This window comes from Citrobacter sp. MGH 55 (genome assembly GCF_016906145.1).
GTDB classification, from domain to species: Bacteria; Pseudomonadota; Gammaproteobacteria; order Enterobacterales; family Enterobacteriaceae; genus Citrobacter_A; species Citrobacter_A amalonaticus.
Genome location: NZ_CP070239.1, coordinates 12677 through 30659, shown reverse-complemented (window position 1 = coordinate 30659; position 17983 = coordinate 12677). Strand labels below are relative to the sequence as shown.

Here is a 17983-nt window from a genome sequence, read left to right as displayed (position 1 = left end):
CTTACGCGGCTTCGACTTTACGCACTTTCTCTGGCAGCTTTACCGGCTTTGTCGCCAGCTCCTCGGGTTCAAAATCGTCCACATTGATGCTGCGCAGTCGGCTTTCTTCCGCTTTGACCAGAATCGCTGCTTCGTCTTTATCAATGAGCCCTTTGGCCAGCGCATTTTGCGCCAGTTCATCCAGACGGGTGAACGGCAGGTTTTTGCCAATCTCTTTGCAAATACGCTGATGAATAGGGTCGGCGGCCATCACATCCAGCAGCGCTTCTTCCAGTAATCCCACCGGGTTATGCTCGCTCGGCGTCAGATACTGTCCACGGCCGATACGGTCACGGGTGGCGCTCGGTACCTGCAATATCTTCGCGACTTTATGATCCAGCTTATCGGAAGGGGCCAGGTAGTGACGACCGGTCGGGAAGATCACTACGTTCAGCAGGCCAGCCACCAGGCGGTTCGGGAAGTTCTGCAGCAGATCGTCGATTGCCTGTTCCGCTTTATACAGTGCATCCTGCACACCCCAGTGAACCAGCGGCAGGTCCGCTTCATGACGGCCTTCGTCGTCGTAACGTTTCAGAACCGCAGAGGCCAGATACAGCTGGCTCAACACATCACCCAGACGAGCAGATATGCGCTCGCGGCGTTTGAGACTTCCGCCCAGCACAGCCATCGACACGTCAGAGAGTAGCGCCAGGTTCGCGCTCAGGCGGTTAAGGTGCTGATAATAACGCTTCGTCGCATCGCGGGTGGGCGTTTGGCTGGTTAAACCACGCGTCAGACCCAACCAGAAGCTGCGCACTTTGTTGCTGCCGACGTGGCCGATATGTTTAAACAGCAGTTTGTCGAACGCATTCACATCGTTATTCTGTGCGGCCGCCATCTCTTCGAGGACATACGGATGGCAGCGAATTGCCCCCTGACCGAAGATCATCATGCTACGGGTCAGAATGTTCGCGCCTTCCACGGTGATGGCGATCGGCGCGCCCTGATAGGCCCGCGCCAGGAAATTACCTTCGCCCAGCATAATGCCCTTGCCACCGGTGATATCCATCGCGTCAATAATTGACTGCTGACCACGATGAGTACAGTGATACTTGACGATTGCCGACAGCACTGCCGGTTTCTCACCGAGCATAATACCGTAGGTGATGAGGGACGCTGCGGCATCCATCACGTAGGCGTTACCGGCAATGCGTGCCAGCGGTTCTTCAATCCCTTCCATTTTACCGATAGAGATTTTGAACTGACGACGAATGTGGGCATAAGCACCGGTAGCCATCGCAACGGATTTTACGCCGCCGGTCGAGTTAGACGGCAGGGTAATCCCGCGGCCCACTGACAGACATTCCACCAGCATACGCCAGCCCTGACCGGCCATTTTCGGGCCGCCGATAATGTAATCGATCGGAACAAATACATCGTTACCGCGAGTCGGACCGTTCTGGAACGGGACGTTCAGCGGGAAGTGACGACGACCAATTTCCACGCCCGGCGTCGAGGTTGGGATTAACGCGCAGGTGATCCCCAGTTCTTCTTCGTCGCCCAGCAGCTTATCCGGGTCAGAAAGTTTAAATGCCAGTCCCAGGACGGTGGCGATAGGCGCGAGGGTGATGTAACGCTTGTTCCAGGTCAAACGCATCCCCAGCACCTGCTGGCCTTGCCATTCGCCCATACAAACAATACCGGTATCCGGAATGGCACCCGCATCAGAACCCGCTTCCGGGCTGGTCAGCGCAAAGCAAGGGATCTCCTGACCACGCGCCAGACGAGGCAGGTAATGGTCTTTCTGCTCTTGTGTACCGTAATGTTGCAGCAGCTCGCCTGGGCCTAAGGAGTTCGGCACGCCCACGGTAATCGCCAGGATCCCGGAGACGCCAGAGAGTTTTTGCAGCACGCGAGACTGGGCGTAAGCGGAGAATTCCAGCCCGCCGTACTCTTTCTTAATGATCATCGCGAAGAAGCGATGTTCTTTCAAAAACGCCCACAGTTCCGGCGGGAGATCGGCCAGCTCGTGAGTGATCTGGAAGTCGTTCGCCATGCGGCACGCTTCTTCCACCGGGCCGTCGATGAACGCCTGCTCTTCGGCGGTCAGACGCGGCTGCGGATAGTTATGCAGTTTTTTCCAGTCCGGATTGCCCTGAAACAGATCGCCTTCCCACCAGGTGGTACCGGCATCAATCGCTTCTTTCTCCGTACGTGACATCGGCGGCATCACCTTACGGAAGCCACGGAACACCGGCGCGGAGATCATTGATTTACGCATCGGCGTCACATTGAACGGGACGAGGAGAATGGCCAGCGGAACCAGCAGCCAGATATTCCACAGTCCGGCCACGCCAAGCGCGGCCGTCCATGCGAGCAGAATCAGGCTGCTGAGGAACAGGCTCACGCGGTGATAAAACAGCGCGCCGAGCAGAACAATCGTAGCGAGAATACTCAAAATCATCATAACGAAAAGCTCCCTTGCTTGTAGGAGGTCTGACCACTTGTGATGATATGGTTGTAGTGGATGTGAATTCTTTTAGCAATGTGTTTACAAAATAATTACAGCAAAGCTCACATTGTTGCCGATTTCTGCGGCACGAAAAATCAAAAGCCGTCGCCATTGATGTGGCTTATGCTTCTCGCTGCCAGTGCTATCCGGTACACTGCATCCTGTCATTTACATTCATGCTGAAGGATATCCTCATGTACCAGGATCTTATTCGTAACGAACTGAACGAAGCGGCGGAAACGCTGGCGAATTTTTTAAAAGATGATGCCAATATTCACGCCATTCAGCGCGCGGCGGTCCTGCTGGCAGACAGTTTTAAAGCGGGTGGTAAGGTACTGTCCTGCGGTAACGGCGGCTCTCATTGTGATGCCATGCATTTTGCCGAAGAGCTGACCGGGCGTTATCGCGAAAACCGTCCGGGCTATCCGGCCATTGCGATTTCCGACGTTAGCCACATCTCCTGCGTCAGCAATGATTTCGGTTACGACTACGTCTTTTCCCGTTATGTGGAAGCGGTAGGGCGCGAAGGCGATGTGCTGTTAGGCATCTCAACCTCCGGCAATTCGGGTAACGTGATCAAAGCCATCGCCGCGGCACGCGAGAAGGGAATGAAGGTCATCACCCTGACCGGTAAAGACGGCGGCAAAATGGCCGGTACTGCCGATATCGAAATCCGCGTTCCGCATTTCGGCTATGCTGACCGTATTCAGGAAATTCATATTAAAGTGATTCATATCCTGATTCAGTTGATCGAAAAAGAGATGGTTAAGTAAGTCTTCGCCGGGGGTTTTGCGCCCCCGCAGTTGTGGAGGTGATGTATGTGCGAACTGCTCGGGATGAGCGCCAATGTGCCTACCGATATCTGCTTTAGTTTTACCGGGCTGGTTCAACGTGGAGGGGGAACCGGGCCGCATAAAGACGGCTGGGGCATCACCTTCTATGAAGGCAAAGGCTGCCGGACGTTCAAAGATCCGCAACCCAGCTTTAACTCCCCCATCGCCAGACTGGTACAGGACTACCCGATCAAATCCTGTTCCGTGATTGCCCATATTCGCCAGGCGAACCGGGGCGAAGTGGCGCTGGAGAACACCCATCCCTTCACGCGTGAACTGTGGGGCCGCCACTGGACCTACGCGCACAATGGGCAGCTTTCGGGCTATAAAACGCTGGAAACCGGCAATTTTCGCCCGGTGGGTGAAACCGACAGCGAAAAGGCATTCTGCTGGTTGCTGCACAAACTCACTCAGCGCTACCCGCGCACGCCTGGCAACATGACGGCGGTGTTCAGGTATATCGCAACGCTGGCGGGCGTACTGCGTGAGAAAGGGGTCTTTAACATGCTGTTGTCAGATGGTCGTTATGTGATGGCATTCTGCTCAACGAATCTGTTCTGGATCACGCGCCGTGCACCGTTTGGCGTCGCCACGTTGCTCGATCAGGATGTGGAGATAGATTTTCAGAAAGAGACCACACCGAACGATGTGGTCACCGTCATTGCCACGCAACCGCTGACAGGCAACGAAACCTGGCAAAAGATTATGCCAGGCGAGTGGGCGTTATTTTGTCTCGGGGAGCGTGTAGTTTGACGCCAGCTGCGGCTGAACCACTTCATGACTCAACGGTTTGCTGACGACATAGCGGCCATCGACAACAGACACGGTCGGTGGCTTGCGGGTCTGCTCAAAGTAATCGTATCCCGGTTTTAACTGCGACCAGAACTCTTTGTAATACGAATACTTGTGACGCTGCATATTGGCATCGGTCATGCGGAAGGGATAAATACTGACCTGCACACTCGACTGACCAAAGACCAACGCACCGGTGACAAACTGGAAAATCTCATCAATGCCGCTGTCGGTCATGGCGTAACAGCCAACCGAGACGCAGGCACCGTGAATCATCAGATATTTGCCTTCATAACCATGAGCACGGTCATAGGCGTTGGGGAAGCCAATATTAATGGCTTTATAAAAGCGGCTGTCAGGTTTGAGCTGGCTACGCTGGACGTTATAAAAACCTTCCGGACTTTTAAAATCGCCCTGGCGTTGTTTTGGACCTAATCCGCCGGAGTAATTACAAATTTTGTAGCTGTCGAGAAGTTGATACTGTTCGCCCATCTTGACGTAGAGATCGAGCGTGCGCTCTTCCTTGAAGATCTGAATATAGACCGGCGATCCCATCAATTGTTGCTTATACTCTTTGCTGATGGGGGTTGTGGAGCTATTGCTACTCAGCAAGCCGGCGAATGACACGCACGGGATCAAAAGCATCGCAATAAATAATGCGATTTTACGCATACTGCTTGTTCCTTGATAAAACGATTACCCACGCCAGAACGGCAAAAATAAGATCCCCAAATCGGACTAATCTGGATTTGGAACGCTCACATTAACACCACGACAGTTTTTCGCAAGCCCCTCATGGTGCGTTTACAATTTATACAGAACGTTAGCGACACTGGCTGTCAGAACCGGCCCGATTTTGTCCATTTCCGCAGAACGGATGTCAGGCTCGTTGCCAGGGGCCTGGCGGATACAATTCACTGATAATAAACCATTAATTTTTTAATTATTGATTATTAAGCCTGGTCAGTTCCTCGCCTGGTTAAACTGTCGCCTCACTGTTTATTTAGGTTATGTTTTTTTATGTTTTTATCAGGTGCTCCGCGCGCCATTCTGCCGGGGCTACTCTCGTTATGTCTCCTTTATTCACCGTTATCTGCAGCCGTCTCTTCACATCAGACGTTTAGCTATGCCGCGACGTTGCGGATGCATAACCGTGAACGTCTGCTCAGTAAATATCAGGCGAAGCGCAGAAGGCAGGCGCATTACATTGTTTCCGGAACCCCGCAGAGCAAGAGAGCGTTGCGCCAGCACAACCGTGAGTTGCTTGAACAGCATCCAGAATGGTTCCCGGGGCCGCTGCGCGCGGACAACCATCGCTGGCAGGAACTGGCAGAAAATAAGGCGTTCCTCACTAGTGACCATTTGCAGAACATCACGGAAGTGGCGATTCATCGCCTTGAGGCGCAACTGGGGAAACCGTACGTATGGGGAGGCGTCAATCCGGATCGCGGATTCGACTGTAGTGGGCTGGTTTTCTACGCCTACAATAAAATCCTGGCGGCCAAATTACCGCGCACGGCAAATGAAATGTATCACTACCGTCGGGCGACGATTGTCGCTAACCGTGACCTGCGCCGTGGCGATCTGCTGTTCTTCCATATACACAGTCAGGATATCGCCGACCATATGGGCGTTTATCTGGGGGATGGACAGTTTATCCAGTCCCCGCGTACGGGCGAAACCATCCGGGTGAGCCAGTTGACCGATCCGTTCTGGCAGGATCACTTCCTCGGCGCACGCCGGATCCTCAAGGAAAATACCATCATCTAACAGGCAAGCAGCAGCAGGATGATGAAGACAAGCATCATCGTGCCTGCCAGCAACAGATCGACGGGTTCGATGAGCGCGACGTGCGCGGGCATCGCGTCATCTGTTAATTGCGTTTCATTATGTTGTTGCAACTCTTGCTGGCGCACAAACTCCCGGTATGTGCGCCAGTACAATCTGACGTCATCATGCTGAGCGTCGTTTTCTGAAGGGGATGGGATATTCTGTTGAATGGTCACTCATCAATCCTTTAACTTGAGCAGGCATTTGAAGCGCGACCTCCTTGTCGCGTCATCTTTATAAAGCGGCAGAAAAAACGCCGACTTAAACAGCCGGGTAATTATTTAACTCAGTGCCCCCATAATTTTCAGCTCCAGTTCATCAGCCACTTCGTTATAAGACAGAACGTTCAGACCCGGCGCAAAGAGTCGGGCATAGCGTGCCAGCAGTGGACGTAGCTGCGGCGCGACCAGCAGCACCGGCTCTTTGCCTGCGGCTTTCATCTGCTCCTTAATTTGCGGCATATTGCTCTGGAACTGATTAAGCATGTTCGGATCCACCGGCACGCTGTCGAGCATCACCTTACCGCTCTGCTGCGCCTGATTCACCACGTTAGAAAGCAGGTTTTCCAGTTCGTTATTCAGCGTATAGACCGCCAGTTCCTGCTTGCGGACAAACGGGTGCGTAATGCTGCGACGCAGCGCAAGGCGGATATCAGCGACCAGCAGAATGGGATCTTTCGTTACGCTACTGCTGGCAACCAGCACGGTGGCGATAGTCACAATGTCGCGCAATGATACGCCTTCAGTCAGCAGCGCCCGATACACTTTCAGCAACTGGCTGTAGTTGAGCGCGGCGCTGAGATCTTCCGCCAGGCGCGGTGCCATTGACGAGAGACGGTTATGCAACTGCGTAATGTCATCATAATTAAACAGATCGGGAATGTAGCTGCGCACCACCTTATTGACGTGCGTGGCAATCACGCTGGCGCTGTCGATCACCTGATACCCCATATTCAACGCTTTCGCCTTCTGCGCTGCCTGGATCCAGGTCACCGGCATCCCGTACGCCGGGTCATTACCCAGAATGCCATCTATCTCGCCATAAGTTTCGCTGGAAGGTAGCGCCATCAGGCGGTCAGAGGGAATATCGGCTTCATCGGCCTTAATCCCGTTGATATAGATCGCGTACTGGCTGGGCTTTAACCTGAAATTTTCACGGATGCGAATCTCCGGCAGCAACACGCCGTTGGTATCGGAGATCACCTGGCGCACACCGCGGATACGCTGGGTCAGCGGATTACCTTTTGATTTATCCACCAGTGAGACCAGCTTATATCCCAGACTCAGGCTGATTGGCTCAATCAGCGGGATGGTTTCCCAGGTAATCTGCTGCTCGGTCGTTTCGACGATTGTTTTCGTCAGCGTTTCGAGGTTTTTCTCTTCAGCCTCAGCGGCTTTCGGACGTTTACTCATCCGCCAGGCGGTGAAGCCCAGCAGGCCGCTGAACGCGAGGAACGGGAAATGTGGCATTCCCGGCACCACTGCCAGTACAAACATAATGCTGGTGGCGGTATACAACACCGATGGGTTGGCCAGTAACTGTGCGCGAACATCGGTGGCGATATCGCCATTGTCACTGACGCGGGTCACGATGATCGCGGCGGCGGTAGAGAGCAGAAGAGAAGGGATCTGCGCCACCAGACCGTCACCGATGGTCATCAGCACGTACTGCTGGAATGCCGCTTCGGCACTGAGATTGTATTTAAAAATCCCGATGCACACGCCGCCGATCAGGTTGATCGCCAGAATCATCATCCCGGCGATGGCATCGCCGCGCACGAACTTCGAGGCCCCGTCCATCGCGCCATAGAAATCGGCTTCGCCGGCGACGTCCTTACGTCGCGTCTGCGCCTGCTGCTGGTTAATAAGCCCGGCATTCAGGTCGGCGTCGATCGCCATCTGTTTGCCCGGCATCGCATCAAGGGTAAAGCGGGCGGACACTTCGGAGATACGTTCAGCGCCTTTGGTGACGACGATGAAGTTGATTGTGAACAGCGTCAGTAAATCCGATCGAGAAAACATTGTGGCGGCGTTGCATGGCCAGTCGATCTTTAACGGCGGGGGCTTAACGGCGCTGAATAAAATTGGTCAAAAGCCGATTACCGCGATGGCAAGCAGGAGTAGCACCCCGCGTAATAAGTCCACCACCGAGGAAACGAACTCAGCAAAAGAACGGATAAAAGTGAGTGAGGCAACCGAGAGAAAAGCGCGTGATGTGAATGAGAAAACGGCGCTGCTGAAAAGAAAATCCGCCTCAGAATTAGGTGAATTGGCCACCAGTATTAATACTGTTGCGCGAAATGCGCACATGGAAACTAACCTGGAAATGGAGATAGTGCCCCAGGGGTTACGTGTGCTGATTAAAGACGACCAAAACCGCAGTATGTTTGAGCGTGGCAGTGCACGGATCATGCCGTTCTTTAAATCGCTTCTGGTCGAGCTGGCGCCGGTTTTTGACTCGCTGGACAATAAGATCATTATTACCGGGCATACGGATGCCATGGGTTATAAAAATAATATTTATAACAACTGGAACCTGTCGGGGGACAGAGCGTTATCCGCACGTCGCGTACTGGAAGAAGCGGGGATGCCGGAGGATAAAGTGATGCAGGTTAGTGCGATGGCTGACCAGATGCTGCTGGACACCAATAATCCGGAAAGCGCAGGAAACCGACGCATCGAAATCATGATTCTGACCCAGAGCGCAGCCGATACTTTGTATCAATATTTTGGTCAACATGGTGAAAAAGTGGTTCAACCGTTGGTGGAGAAACTGGATAAAAAACAGCACCTCGCCGCTTTGCATCACAACCCGGTGCCACGGTAATCACAAAGCTCGAATTCATCGCGCTGTTCGGTGAGCGATCGCTTCCCATTTATTGATTTAACTGTATACTTAAACAGTATTTCGGGAGGTGGGTGATGCGTAAAATCATACATGTTGATATGGACTGTTTTTTCGCCGCGGTTGAGATGCGGGACAACCCGGCGTTGCGCGACATCCCTATTGCCATTGGCGGCAGCCGTGAGCGCAGAGGCGTTATCAGCACCGCCAACTATCCCGCCCGTAAATTTGGCGTGCGCAGCGCGATGCCGACCGGTATGGCGCTGAAACTGTGTCCGCACCTCACGTTATTACCGGGCCGTTATGAGGCCTACAAAGAAGCCTCCCGCCAAATCCAGTCCATTTTCGCCCGCTATACCTCATTAATTGAGCCGCTGTCACTGGACGAGGCGTATCTGGACGTCACGGACAGTACACACTGTCATGGGTCAGCCACGCTTATCGCTCAGGAAATACGCCAGACGATTTTCAACGAGCTACAACTTACCGCCTCGGCGGGCGTGGCGCCGGTGAAGTTTCTGGCCAAAATCGCCTCCGATCTGAATAAACCCAACGGACAGTATGTCATCACGCCGGATGATGTGCCGGCGTTCCTCAGTACGTTGCCGCTGGGGAAAATTCCCGGCGTCGGTAAAGTGTCTGCGGCAAAACTGGAAAGCATGGGGCTACGCACCTGCGGTGATGTCCAGCAGTGCGATTTGGCGACATTACTTAAGCGCTTCGGTAAGTTTGGGCGGGTATTGTGGGAGCGTAGCCAGGGAATCGACGAACGGGATGTCAATAATGAACGCTTACGCAAATCGGTCGGCGTGGAACGCACCATGGCGGAAGATATTCATCAGTGGTCTGACTGTGAGGCGATCATTGAGCAGTTATATCCGGAACTCGAACGGCGACTGGCGAAAGTCAAACCCGATTTATGCATTGCTCGCCAGGGGGTAAAGCTCAAGTTCAATGACTTTCAGCAAACCACCCAGGAACACGTCTGGCCGAAGCTGAATAAAGAAGACCTGATTTCTACTGCGCATAAAACCTGGGATGAGCGGCGGGCAGGGCGGGGGGTAAGGCTGGTGGGGCTGCACGTAACGCTACTCGATCCGCAACTGGAACGGCAGTTATTGCTGGGGTTATAAAGAGCAAAATGCCGGATAAGGCGCAACGCGCCGCCACCCGGCATTTTTATAGCACGACAGCCGTAACTTACTTCGTCGGAATCGCTTTCAGCAGTTCGGTCAGAAGCGTCCAGTAATGACTGACGCTTTCGATATGCACCTGCTCATCCGGTGAGTGTGGACCGGTAATGGTTGGCCCGATAGAGACCATATCCATATCCGGGTACGGTTTCTTAAACAGACCGCACTCCAGACCCGCGTGGATAATCTGGATGTTCGGCGTCTTGTTGAACAGACGCTGATAGGTTTCGCGCACCAGATGCATCACCGGTGAGTTCGCATCCGGCTGCCAGCCAGGGTAGCTCCCTTTCGCTTCGGTTTTCGCGCCTGCCAGTTTCCCCAGCGAATCCAGCATGCTAACGACATAGTCTTTACCGGTGTCGATCAGCGAACGGATCAGGCAATGGATTTCGACGTTGTCGTCGGTCATGGTGACGACGCCCACGTTCAGTGAGGTTTCAACCACGCCTTTTGCGACGTCGGAATTGCGGATCACACCGTTCGGCGTTGCGTTCAGCAGACGGATAAAGCCATCGCGAGATTGTGCGGTCAGTGCGGCTTTATCGCTCGCGGCGCTCTCCAGCAGAACCACCAGGTTTTTCTCTTTTTCAGCCAGTTCGTTTTTCAGGATGTCCTGATAAGCGTTAACCCGCGCTTTCAGCGCCTCTACGTTGTCTGCCGCAACGGCAACGGTCGCAAAGGCTTCACGTGGAATCGCGTTACGCAGCGTACCGCCGTTGAAATCGACCAGACGCAGATCCAACTCTTCAGCATGACCGGCCAGGAAACGAACCAGCAGTTTGTTTGCGTTGCCAAGACCAACGTGGATTTCGCCACCGGAGTGACCGCCTTTCAGCCCTTTCAGCGTCAGCTTAAAGGTCTGGAAACCTGCCGGAACGGCTTCGCGGGTCAGCGGCAGGTTAGAGGTGAAGTCGATCCCTCCTGCGCAACCCATGTAGATCTCACCTTCTTCTTCCGAGTCGGTGTTGATCAGAATATCCGCCTGCAGCCAGTTGGCCTGCAGACCAAATGCACCGTCCATCCCCGCTTCTTCGGTCATGGTCAGCAGCACTTCCAGCGGGCCGTGAACGACGCTGTCGTCAGCCAGAACCGCTAATGCGGATGCCATCCCGATGCCGTTATCAGCGCCCAGTGTGGTACCACGCGCTTTCACCCATTCACCATCAATATAAGGCTGGATCGGATCTTTGGTGAAATCGTGCACAGTGTCGTTGTTTTTCTGCGGCACCATGTCCAGGTGCGCCTGCAGAACCACCGGTTTACGGTTTTCCATTCCCGCACTGGCCGGTTTGCGAATCAGGATATTCCCTACCTGGTCGCGCTCGACGTGGAAACCTTTTTCGTTTGCCCAGCCGATGATGTGCTCAGCGAGCTGCTCTTCATGATAGGACGGGTGAGGAATTGAACAGATTTTTGCAAAAATATCCCACAGCGGTTGCGGGGAGAGTTGAGATAGTTCAGACACGATAATTCTCCTTGTATACCCGTCATACTTTAGGTGGTATTCGGGGTATAGATGCGCTGCAAACAGGCTTGCAGGTCACAGGGTTAGCAGGTTAATTATTACCACAAGTCTGGCTTGCGAGATGCGCTTGAGAATACCACTTTCTGCGCCCGCTGCGAGTATAAAGCACGTAAAAAGAGGGCCCGATTCCGCGAAACACTGGTTTTTGGTGGCTCAGATCTCTATAATCTCGCGCAACCTATTTCCCCCTCGAACACTTTTTAAGCCGTAGATAAACAGGCTGGGACACTTCACATGAGCGAAAAATACGTCGTCACCTGGGACATGCTGCAGATCCATGCACGCAAACTGGCAAACCGCCTGATGCCTTCAGAACAGTGGAAAGGCATCATTGCCGTTAGTCGTGGTGGTCTGGTGCCGGGCGCATTGCTGGCACGTGAACTGGGCATTCGTCATGTCGATACCGTATGCATTTCCAGCTACGATCACGACAACCAGCGTGAACTGAAAGTTCTGAAACGCGCTGAAGGCGATGGTGAAGGCTTTATCGTCATCGACGATCTGGTGGATACCGGTGGTACCGCCGTGGCTATCCGTGAAATGTACCCAAAAGCGCACTTTGTCACTATCTTCGCGAAACCGGCAGGCCGTCCGTTAGTCGATGATTACGTGATTGATATCCCGCAGGATACCTGGATTGAGCAGCCGTGGGATATGGGCGTGACCTTCGTTCCGCCGATTTCTGGCCGCTAATCTCTGACTTTTTCAACGCCTGGCACTGCCGGGCGTTGTTCTATTTAGCCGGTGTCAGGTTACAATAAGCCTCAGTGAGTACTTCAGGAGGCTGTACGCATGTCACAGGCTAATCTTAGCGAAATCCTGTTCAAACCCCGTTTCAAACATCCCGAAACGTCGACCCTGGTCCGCCGTTTTAATGCCGGGATGCAGCCGCCTGTGCAATCGGCGCTGGATGGCAAGAATATTCCCCACTGGTATCGCATGATTAACCGCCTGATGTGGATCTGGCGCGGGGTGGATCCGCGAGAAATTCTGGATGTTCAGGCGCGCATCGTGATGAGTGACGCCGAGCGCACCGATGCCGATCTTTACGATACGGTGATCGGTTACCGTGGCGGCAACTGGATTTATGAATGGGCAAAACAGGCGATGGACTGGCAGCAGAAAGCCTGCCAGGAAACGGACCCTGAGCGCAGTGGTCGCTACTGGCTACACGCCTCGACGCTGTACAACATCGCTGCCTATCCGCACCTGAAAGGGGACGATCTGGCGGAACAGGCGCAGGCCTTATCTAACCGTGCCTATGAAGAAGCCGCGCAGCGACTGCCGGGTACGCTGCGTGAGATGGAATTTAGCGTGCCTGGCGGCTCGCCCGTCACCGGGTTCTTGCATATGCCAAAAGGCGACGGCCCGTTTCCGACGGTGCTGATGTGCGGCGGTCTGGATTCAATGCAAACCGATTACTACACCCTGTATGAGCGTTATTTTGCGCCGCGCGGCATCGCCATGCTGACGCTGGACATGCCTTCCGTCGGTTTCTCGTCAAAGTGGAAGCTCTCTCAGGACTCCAGCCTGTTGCACCAGCATGTGTTGAAAGCGCTGCCGAATGTGCCGTGGGTGGATCATACCCGGGTGGCGGCGTTCGGATTTCGTTTTGGTGCCAACGTGGCGGTGCGTCTGGCCTATCTTGAATCACCGCGTCTGAAAGCGGTGGCCTGCCTCGGTCCGGTTGTCCATGCGTTGCTGAGCGATCCGTTACGTCAGGGAGCGGTACCGGAAATGTATCTTGACGTTCTGGCAAGTCGACTGGGGATGCACGATGCGTCCGATGAAGCGTTGCGCGTGGAGCTTAATCGCTATTCGCTGAAGGTGCAGGGACTGCTTGGCAGACGTTGCCAGACGCCAATGCTGTCGGGCTTCTGGAAGAACGATCCGTTCAGTCCGGAAGAGGAGTCGCGTTTAATCACGTCTTCATCTTCTGACGGTAAGCTGCTGGAGATTCCCTTCAATCCGGTGTATCGCAATTTTGACAACGCGTTACAGGAAATCACCCGCTGGATTGAAAAGAGATTGTGTTAATAATTTGCTAAATTCTACTGTTTTGGTAAAACAGTTGCTTCACAACAGGAGATCGCAATGACGTTACCGAGTGGACACCCGAAGAGCAGATTGATCAAGAAATTCACCGCGCTTGGCCCTTATATCCGCGAAGGAAAGTGCGAAGATAATCGATTCTTTTTCGATTGTCTGGCTGTTTGCGTCAACGTGAAGCCCGCGCCTGAACTGCGCGAATTCTGGGGCTGGTGGATGGAACTGGAAGCGCACGAAAAGCGTTTTACCTACAGCTACAAATTTGGTCTGTTCGACAAAGCGGGCGACTGGAAGACTGTGGCGATCAAAGATAAAGAAGTCGTTGAGCGACTGGAATATACCCTGCGCGAGTTTCACGAGAAGTTGCGTGAGCTGTTAAACACGCTGCATTTGTCACTGGAGCCCGCAGACGATTTCCGTGATGAGCCGGTGAAGCTAACGGCGTAATCCAAAAAAGAGGCCGGATGAATCATCCGGCCTCTCTGTTTTTAGCCGGATAAGTCAACTCATCCGGACCATTCTGGCATCAGAACTGATAGGTCATACCCAGCGCCACGATGTCATCGCTGTTGACGCCCAGTTTGTTGTTGTCATCAATCTGGTTGATTTTATAATCAACAAACGCCGACATATTCTTGTTGAAATAATAGGTCGCGCCGACGTCGATATATTTCACGATATCTTCATCACCAATACCTTCAATATCTTTGCCTTTCGACTGCACGTAACCGATGGACGGACGCAGGCCGAAATCAAACTGATATTGTGCGACGGCTTCGAAGTTTTGCGCTTTGTTGGCAAAACCACCGGAGATCGGCGCCATGTTGCGGGTTTCAGAATAGATGGTCGCCAGATAGATGTCGTTGCCATCGTATTTCAGACCGGTCGCCCAGCCTTCAGCATTCTGGCCATGACCGCGCGCCTGCTGGTTTTGCTCATTGGTACGGTCAGAGTTGGCGTAGGCGCCAATGATCGCGAAATCGCTGCCGCCGAAGTCGTAGCTCAGTGATGTCCCGAACCCGTCACCGTTTTGTTTCTTCACGTCACGGTCTTCGTTTTTGCCCTGATATTGCAGGGTCATGTTCAGACCGTCGATCACGCCGAAGAAGTCGGTGTTCCGGTATGTCGCCAGACCGCTGGCGCGTTTGGTCATAAAGTTATCGGTCTGCGCCAGGCCGTCACCACCAAATTCCGGGAACATATCGGTCCAGGCGGCAACGTCATACAGTGCGCCCAGGTTACGACCATAATCGAAAGAGCCGATATCTTTTAGCTTGACCCCGGCAAACGCCAGACGCGTTTTCTGACCGGATTCGCTTTCGGTTTTGTTGCCCGCAAATTCCGCTTCCCAACGACCGTAACCGGTCAGTTGATCGTTAATCTGCGTTTCGCCTTTAAAACCAAAGCGAACATAGGTCTGGTCGCCGTCTTTGCTGTCATTGTCGCTGAAATAGTGCATCGCTTTAACTTTGCCATACACATCCAGTTTATTACCGTCTTTATTAAACACTTCCGCTGCCTGCACGGATGCCGATGCCACAATACCCATCACCACTAATGCCAGAGTGCTCTTTTTCATTTTCAGTCCTGATTTAACGTACGCGCTATTATTTACTGGGTGTGATCCCCGTTGAAAGACAGGAGGGTTTTAACGTTCTGGAGTGAAGGTTTTATGACAACGTAAGAATAATTTTAAAAAAGGATGTTTTTCTGTTTCAGTAATAAAAACGTCAAAAATTGCCGCTACGCTTGCTGATCCAGCACAACAAAATTCCATGCTTTGTGCGCTGCTTGTTGGCAACCGGGGCCAGTCCTGCTAAAACGTTCGTTTACTATCATTTTCCCTATTTTGAACGGCAGAGAATCATGAGTGACAGCCAGACGCTGGTGGTAAAACTCGGCACCAGTGTGCTAACGGGCGGATCGCGCCGCCTGAACCGTGCCCACATCGTAGAACTTGTTCGTCAGTGCGCGCAGTTGCATGCCGCAGGACACCGTATTGTTATCGTCACGTCGGGCGCTATCGCCGCCGGGCGTGAACATCTCGGATATCCGGAACTGCCGGCGACCATTGCCACCAAGCAACTGCTGGCGGCGGTCGGGCAGAGCCGACTGATCCAACTGTGGGAACAGCTGTTTTCGATTTACGGCATTCACGTCGGACAGATGCTGCTGACGCGGGCGGACATGGAAGACCGGGAGCGCTTTTTGAATGCGCGCGACACCCTGCGTGCCCTGCTGGATAACAATATTGTTCCGGTTATCAATGAGAACGATGCGGTTGCCACAGCGGAAATTAAAGTGGGCGACAATGACAATCTCTCCGCGCTGGCGGCGATCCTCGCCGGGGCAGACAAACTGCTGCTTCTGACCGATCAACAGGGGTTGTTCACCGCCGATCCACGTACCGACCCGCAGGCCGAGCTGATTAAAGATGTCTACGGGATTGATGACGCGTTGCGCGCAATCGCCGGCGACAGCGTATCGGGGCTGGGAACAGGCGGCATGGGCACTAAGTTGCAGGCCGCTGACGTCGCCTGCCGCGCCGGGATTGACACGATTATCGCCGCTGGCAGCAAGCCGGGCGTGATTGGTGACGTGATGGAAGGCATCTCCGTCGGTACCCGCTTCCATGCGCAGGCCTCTCCGCTGGAGAACCGCAAGCGCTGGATCTTTGGCGCGCCGCCTGCTGGTGAAATCACCGTCGATGAAGGCGCGACGGCGGCGATTCTGGAACGCGGCAGTTCATTGCTACCGAAAGGCATTAAAAGCGTGACAGGCAACTTCTCACGTGGTGAAGTGATCCGCATCTGTAATCTGGAGGGGCGTGATATTGCCCACGGCGTGAGCCGCTACAACAGCGACGCGCTGCGCCGCATTGCCGGACACCACTCTCAACAGATTGACGCGATTCTGGGTTACGAATATGGCCCGGTCGCCGTTCATCGCGATGATATGATTACCCGTTAAGGAGCAGATAAATGCTGGAACAAATGGGCATTGCTGCCAAGGCCGCGTCGTACAAACTGGCGCAACTCTCCAGCCGCGAAAAAAATCGCGTGCTGGAACAAATAGCTGATGCGCTTGAAGCGCAAACGGAAACTATCCTGAACGCCAATGCGCAGGACGTGGCCGAAGCGCGTACGAACGGTCTGAGCGAGGCGATGCTTGATCGCCTGGCGCTGACGCCGGCGCGCCTGAAGGCCATTGCGGATGACGTCCGTCAGGTCTGCAATCTGGCGGATCCGGTTGGGCAGGTGATTGACGGAGGGCTGCTGGACAGCGGGCTGCGTCTGGAGCGTCGCCGTGTGCCGCTGGGCGTGATTGGCGTGATTTATGAAGCCCGCCCGAACGTCACCGTCGATGTCGCCTCTCTGTGCCTGAAAACGGGCAATGCGGCGATTCTGCGCGGCGGTAAAGAGACGTATCGCACCAATGCTGCCACCGTGCGCGTGATCCAGCAGGCGTTAACCTCCTGCGGGCTACCGGAAGCGGCGGTTCAGGCCATTGAAAGCCCCGACCGTGCGCTGGTGAATGAGATGCTGCGCATGGACAAATATATCGACATGCTGATTCCGCGTGGCGGCGCGGGTCTGCATAAGCTGTGTCGCGAGCAGTCGACCATTCCGGTGATCACCGGTGGGATTGGGGTGTGTCATATCGTTGTCGACGACAGCGCAGAGATTGCCCCGGCGCTGAAGATTATCGTCAATGCGAAAACGCAACGTCCGAGTACCTGTAACACGGTAGAGACGCTGTTAGTGCACAAGGACATCGCGGCGCGTTTTCTGCCTGCGCTGAGTCAGCAGATGGCTGAGAGCGGTGTAACGCTGCATGCGGATGAACTGTCGCTTGCCCTGTTGAGCTCAGGCCCGGCAAACGTGGTGGCAGTCAAAGCGGAAGAATTTGACGACGAGTTCCTGTCGCTGGATTTGAACGTCAAAATCGTCGCGGACCTGGATGACGCCATCGCGCATATTCGCGAGCACGGCACTCAGCATTCCGACGCCATCCTGACGCGCACCATGCACAACGCGAACCGTTTTGTGAACGAAGTGGATTCGTCCGCGGTATACGTCAACGCCTCGACCCGTTTTACCGATGGCGGACAGTTTGGTCTCGGTGCGGAAGTTGCCGTCAGTACGCAAAAATTACATGCCCGTGGTCCTATGGGGCTGGAAGCGCTGACCACCTATAAGTGGATCGGCTTTGGTGACGATACGATTCGTGCCTAAATAACGCCGGGTGATGCAAAATCAGCCACTTGATTCGCAAGGCTATTGACGCATCGCCCGGTTAGTTTTAACCTTCTACCCCGTGTTCACACTCGTGGTCACGTCCTCTTCAGGGCCGATATAGCTCAGTTGGTAGAGCAGCGCATTCGTAATGCGAAGGTCGTAGGTTCGACTCCTATTATCGGCACCAA

The 17983-nt window shown here is 54.0% G+C and carries 15 protein-coding genes, 1 tRNA gene and 1 pseudogene; 11 read left to right on the top strand and 6 right to left on the bottom strand.

Translation table 11 applies throughout. The annotated features are described in order from the left end of the window. Position 1: 1 nt before the first annotated feature. Complete coding sequence (gene fadE / locus JTI98_RS00090; protein ID WP_044327756.1) at positions 2 to 2446, bottom strand: acyl-CoA dehydrogenase FadE; 2445 nt, start codon at positions 2444 to 2446, stop codon at positions 2 to 4. Positions 2447 to 2685: 239 nt separating this feature from the next. On the opposite strand from fadE, the gene lpcA reads away from it, so the two are divergent. Both lpcA and JTI98_RS00080 read left to right on the top strand, forming a co-directional pair. Further along, positions 2686 to 3264: a D-sedoheptulose 7-phosphate isomerase gene (lpcA, locus tag JTI98_RS00085; RefSeq protein WP_028017728.1), complete on the top strand. Its 579-nt coding sequence runs from the start codon at positions 2686 to 2688 to the stop codon at positions 3262 to 3264. 45 nt (positions 3265 to 3309) lie between these two features. Next, positions 3310 to 4077: a class II glutamine amidotransferase gene (locus JTI98_RS00080; RefSeq protein ID WP_044258806.1), complete on the top strand. Its 768-nt coding sequence runs from the start codon at positions 3310 to 3312 to the stop codon at positions 4075 to 4077. Here the strand turns inward: JTI98_RS00080 and dpaA are convergent. Next, entirely contained in the window at positions 4048 to 4788 is a 741-nt protein-coding gene (gene dpaA, locus JTI98_RS00075; protein ID WP_042997828.1) for a peptidoglycan meso-diaminopimelic acid protein amidase, read from the bottom strand. The two genes, JTI98_RS00080 and dpaA, sit on opposite strands and share 30 nt — an antisense overlap. Positions 4789 to 5136: 348 nt before the next feature. Here dpaA and JTI98_RS00070 point away from each other — a divergent pair, with 348 nt between their 5' ends. After that, positions 5137 to 5886: a C40 family peptidase gene (locus tag JTI98_RS00070; RefSeq protein WP_071888436.1), complete on the top strand. Its 750-nt coding sequence runs from the start codon at positions 5137 to 5139 to the stop codon at positions 5884 to 5886. Here JTI98_RS00070 and JTI98_RS00065 read toward each other — a convergent pair. Next, a complete protein-coding gene (locus JTI98_RS00065; protein ID WP_216081782.1) occupies positions 5883 to 6122 on the bottom strand; it encodes a hypothetical protein in 240 nt (79 codons plus the stop codon). The genes JTI98_RS00070 and JTI98_RS00065 overlap by 4 nt on opposite strands. 105 nt (positions 6123 to 6227) lie before the next feature. Next, positions 6228 to 7946: pseudogene (locus JTI98_RS00060) on the bottom strand (flagellar biosynthesis protein FlhA); the annotation flags it as partial. On the opposite strand from JTI98_RS00060, the gene lafU reads away from it, so the two are divergent. Then, the gene (gene lafU, locus JTI98_RS00055; RefSeq protein ID WP_172740556.1) at positions 7912 to 8772 is read left to right on the top strand and encodes a putative lateral flagellar export/assembly protein LafU; all 861 of its coding nucleotides are present in this window, start codon (positions 7912 to 7914) and stop codon (positions 8770 to 8772) included. The pseudogene JTI98_RS00060 and the gene lafU overlap by 35 nt on opposite strands. A 95-nt stretch (positions 8773 to 8867) precedes the next feature. Further along, positions 8868 to 9923, top strand: a complete 1056-nt coding sequence (dinB, locus tag JTI98_RS00050; RefSeq protein WP_044265098.1) for a DNA polymerase IV — start codon at positions 8868 to 8870, stop codon at positions 9921 to 9923. A gap of 67 nt (positions 9924 to 9990) precedes the next feature. On the opposite strand, the gene pepD is transcribed toward dinB, so the two are convergent. Continuing rightward, positions 9991 to 11448: a cytosol nonspecific dipeptidase gene (pepD, locus tag JTI98_RS00045; RefSeq protein ID WP_042997822.1), complete on the bottom strand. Its 1458-nt coding sequence runs from the start codon at positions 11446 to 11448 to the stop codon at positions 9991 to 9993. A 294-nt stretch (positions 11449 to 11742) separates the two neighbouring features. On the opposite strand from pepD, the gene gpt reads away from it, so the two are divergent. The 3 genes from gpt to crl all read left to right on the top strand — a co-directional run bounded on the left by gpt (position 11743) and on the right by crl (position 14004). After that, positions 11743 to 12201, top strand: coding sequence for a xanthine phosphoribosyltransferase (gene gpt / locus JTI98_RS00040; RefSeq protein WP_042997821.1), 459 nt, complete (start codon positions 11743 to 11745; stop codon positions 12199 to 12201). 99 nt (positions 12202 to 12300) lie between these two features. Further along, positions 12301 to 13545, top strand: coding sequence for an esterase FrsA (gene frsA, locus JTI98_RS00035; RefSeq protein ID WP_216081781.1), 1245 nt, complete (start codon positions 12301 to 12303; stop codon positions 13543 to 13545). Between the two features lie 57 nt (positions 13546 to 13602). Beyond that, positions 13603 to 14004, top strand: coding sequence for a sigma factor-binding protein Crl (crl, locus tag JTI98_RS00030; protein WP_042997819.1), 402 nt, complete (start codon positions 13603 to 13605; stop codon positions 14002 to 14004). A gap of 79 nt (positions 14005 to 14083) precedes the next feature. Here crl and phoE read toward each other — a convergent pair whose 3' ends face one another. Beyond that, positions 14084 to 15136 carry a phosphoporin PhoE gene (phoE, locus tag JTI98_RS00025; RefSeq protein WP_042997818.1) on the bottom strand — a complete coding sequence of 351 codons (1053 nt, stop codon included), beginning with the start codon at positions 15134 to 15136 and terminating at the stop codon, positions 14084 to 14086. 287 nt (positions 15137 to 15423) lie between these two features. Here phoE and proB point away from each other — a divergent pair, with 287 nt between their 5' ends. From proB to JTI98_RS00010, 3 genes are all read left to right on the top strand, one after another. After that, the gene (proB, locus tag JTI98_RS00020) at positions 15424 to 16527 is read left to right on the top strand and encodes a glutamate 5-kinase (protein WP_042324793.1); all 1104 of its coding nucleotides are present in this window, start codon (positions 15424 to 15426) and stop codon (positions 16525 to 16527) included. Between the two features lie 11 nt (positions 16528 to 16538). Further along, on the top strand, positions 16539 to 17792 hold the full coding sequence (gene proA, locus JTI98_RS00015) for a glutamate-5-semialdehyde dehydrogenase (RefSeq protein WP_216081780.1): 1254 nt from the start codon (positions 16539 to 16541) through the stop codon (positions 17790 to 17792). 114 nt (positions 17793 to 17906) lie between these two features. Then, positions 17907 to 17982: transfer RNA gene (locus tag JTI98_RS00010), tRNA-Thr, on the top strand. Position 17983: the final 1 nt, after the last annotated feature.

Excerpts from the sequence above, each read along its gene's own strand:
- lpcA (WP_028017728.1), top strand. The coding sequence starts at position 2,686 with ATGTACCAGGATCTTATTCGTAACGAACTGAACGAAGCGGCGGAAACG.
- proA (WP_216081780.1), top strand. The coding sequence starts at position 16,539 with ATGCTGGAACAAATGGGCATTGCTGCCAAGGCCGCGTCGTACAAACTG.
- JTI98_RS00070 (WP_071888436.1), top strand. The coding sequence starts at position 5,137 with ATGTTTTTATCAGGTGCTCCGCGCGCCATTCTGCCGGGGCTACTCTCG.
- dpaA (WP_042997828.1), bottom strand. The coding sequence starts at position 4,788 with ATGCGTAAAATCGCATTATTTATTGCGATGCTTTTGATCCCGTGCGTG.
- crl (WP_042997819.1), top strand. The coding sequence starts at position 13,603 with ATGACGTTACCGAGTGGACACCCGAAGAGCAGATTGATCAAGAAATTC.
- phoE (WP_042997818.1), bottom strand. The coding sequence starts at position 15,136 with ATGAAAAAGAGCACTCTGGCATTAGTGGTGATGGGTATTGTGGCATCG.
- JTI98_RS00080 (WP_044258806.1), top strand. The coding sequence starts at position 3,310 with ATGTGCGAACTGCTCGGGATGAGCGCCAATGTGCCTACCGATATCTGC.
- fadE (WP_044327756.1), bottom strand. The coding sequence starts at position 2,446 with ATGATGATTTTGAGTATTCTCGCTACGATTGTTCTGCTCGGCGCGCTG.
- dinB (WP_044265098.1), top strand. The coding sequence starts at position 8,868 with ATGCGTAAAATCATACATGTTGATATGGACTGTTTTTTCGCCGCGGTT.
- frsA (WP_216081781.1), top strand. The coding sequence starts at position 12,301 with ATGTCACAGGCTAATCTTAGCGAAATCCTGTTCAAACCCCGTTTCAAA.
- gpt (WP_042997821.1), top strand. The coding sequence starts at position 11,743 with ATGAGCGAAAAATACGTCGTCACCTGGGACATGCTGCAGATCCATGCA.
- proB (WP_042324793.1), top strand. The coding sequence starts at position 15,424 with ATGAGTGACAGCCAGACGCTGGTGGTAAAACTCGGCACCAGTGTGCTA.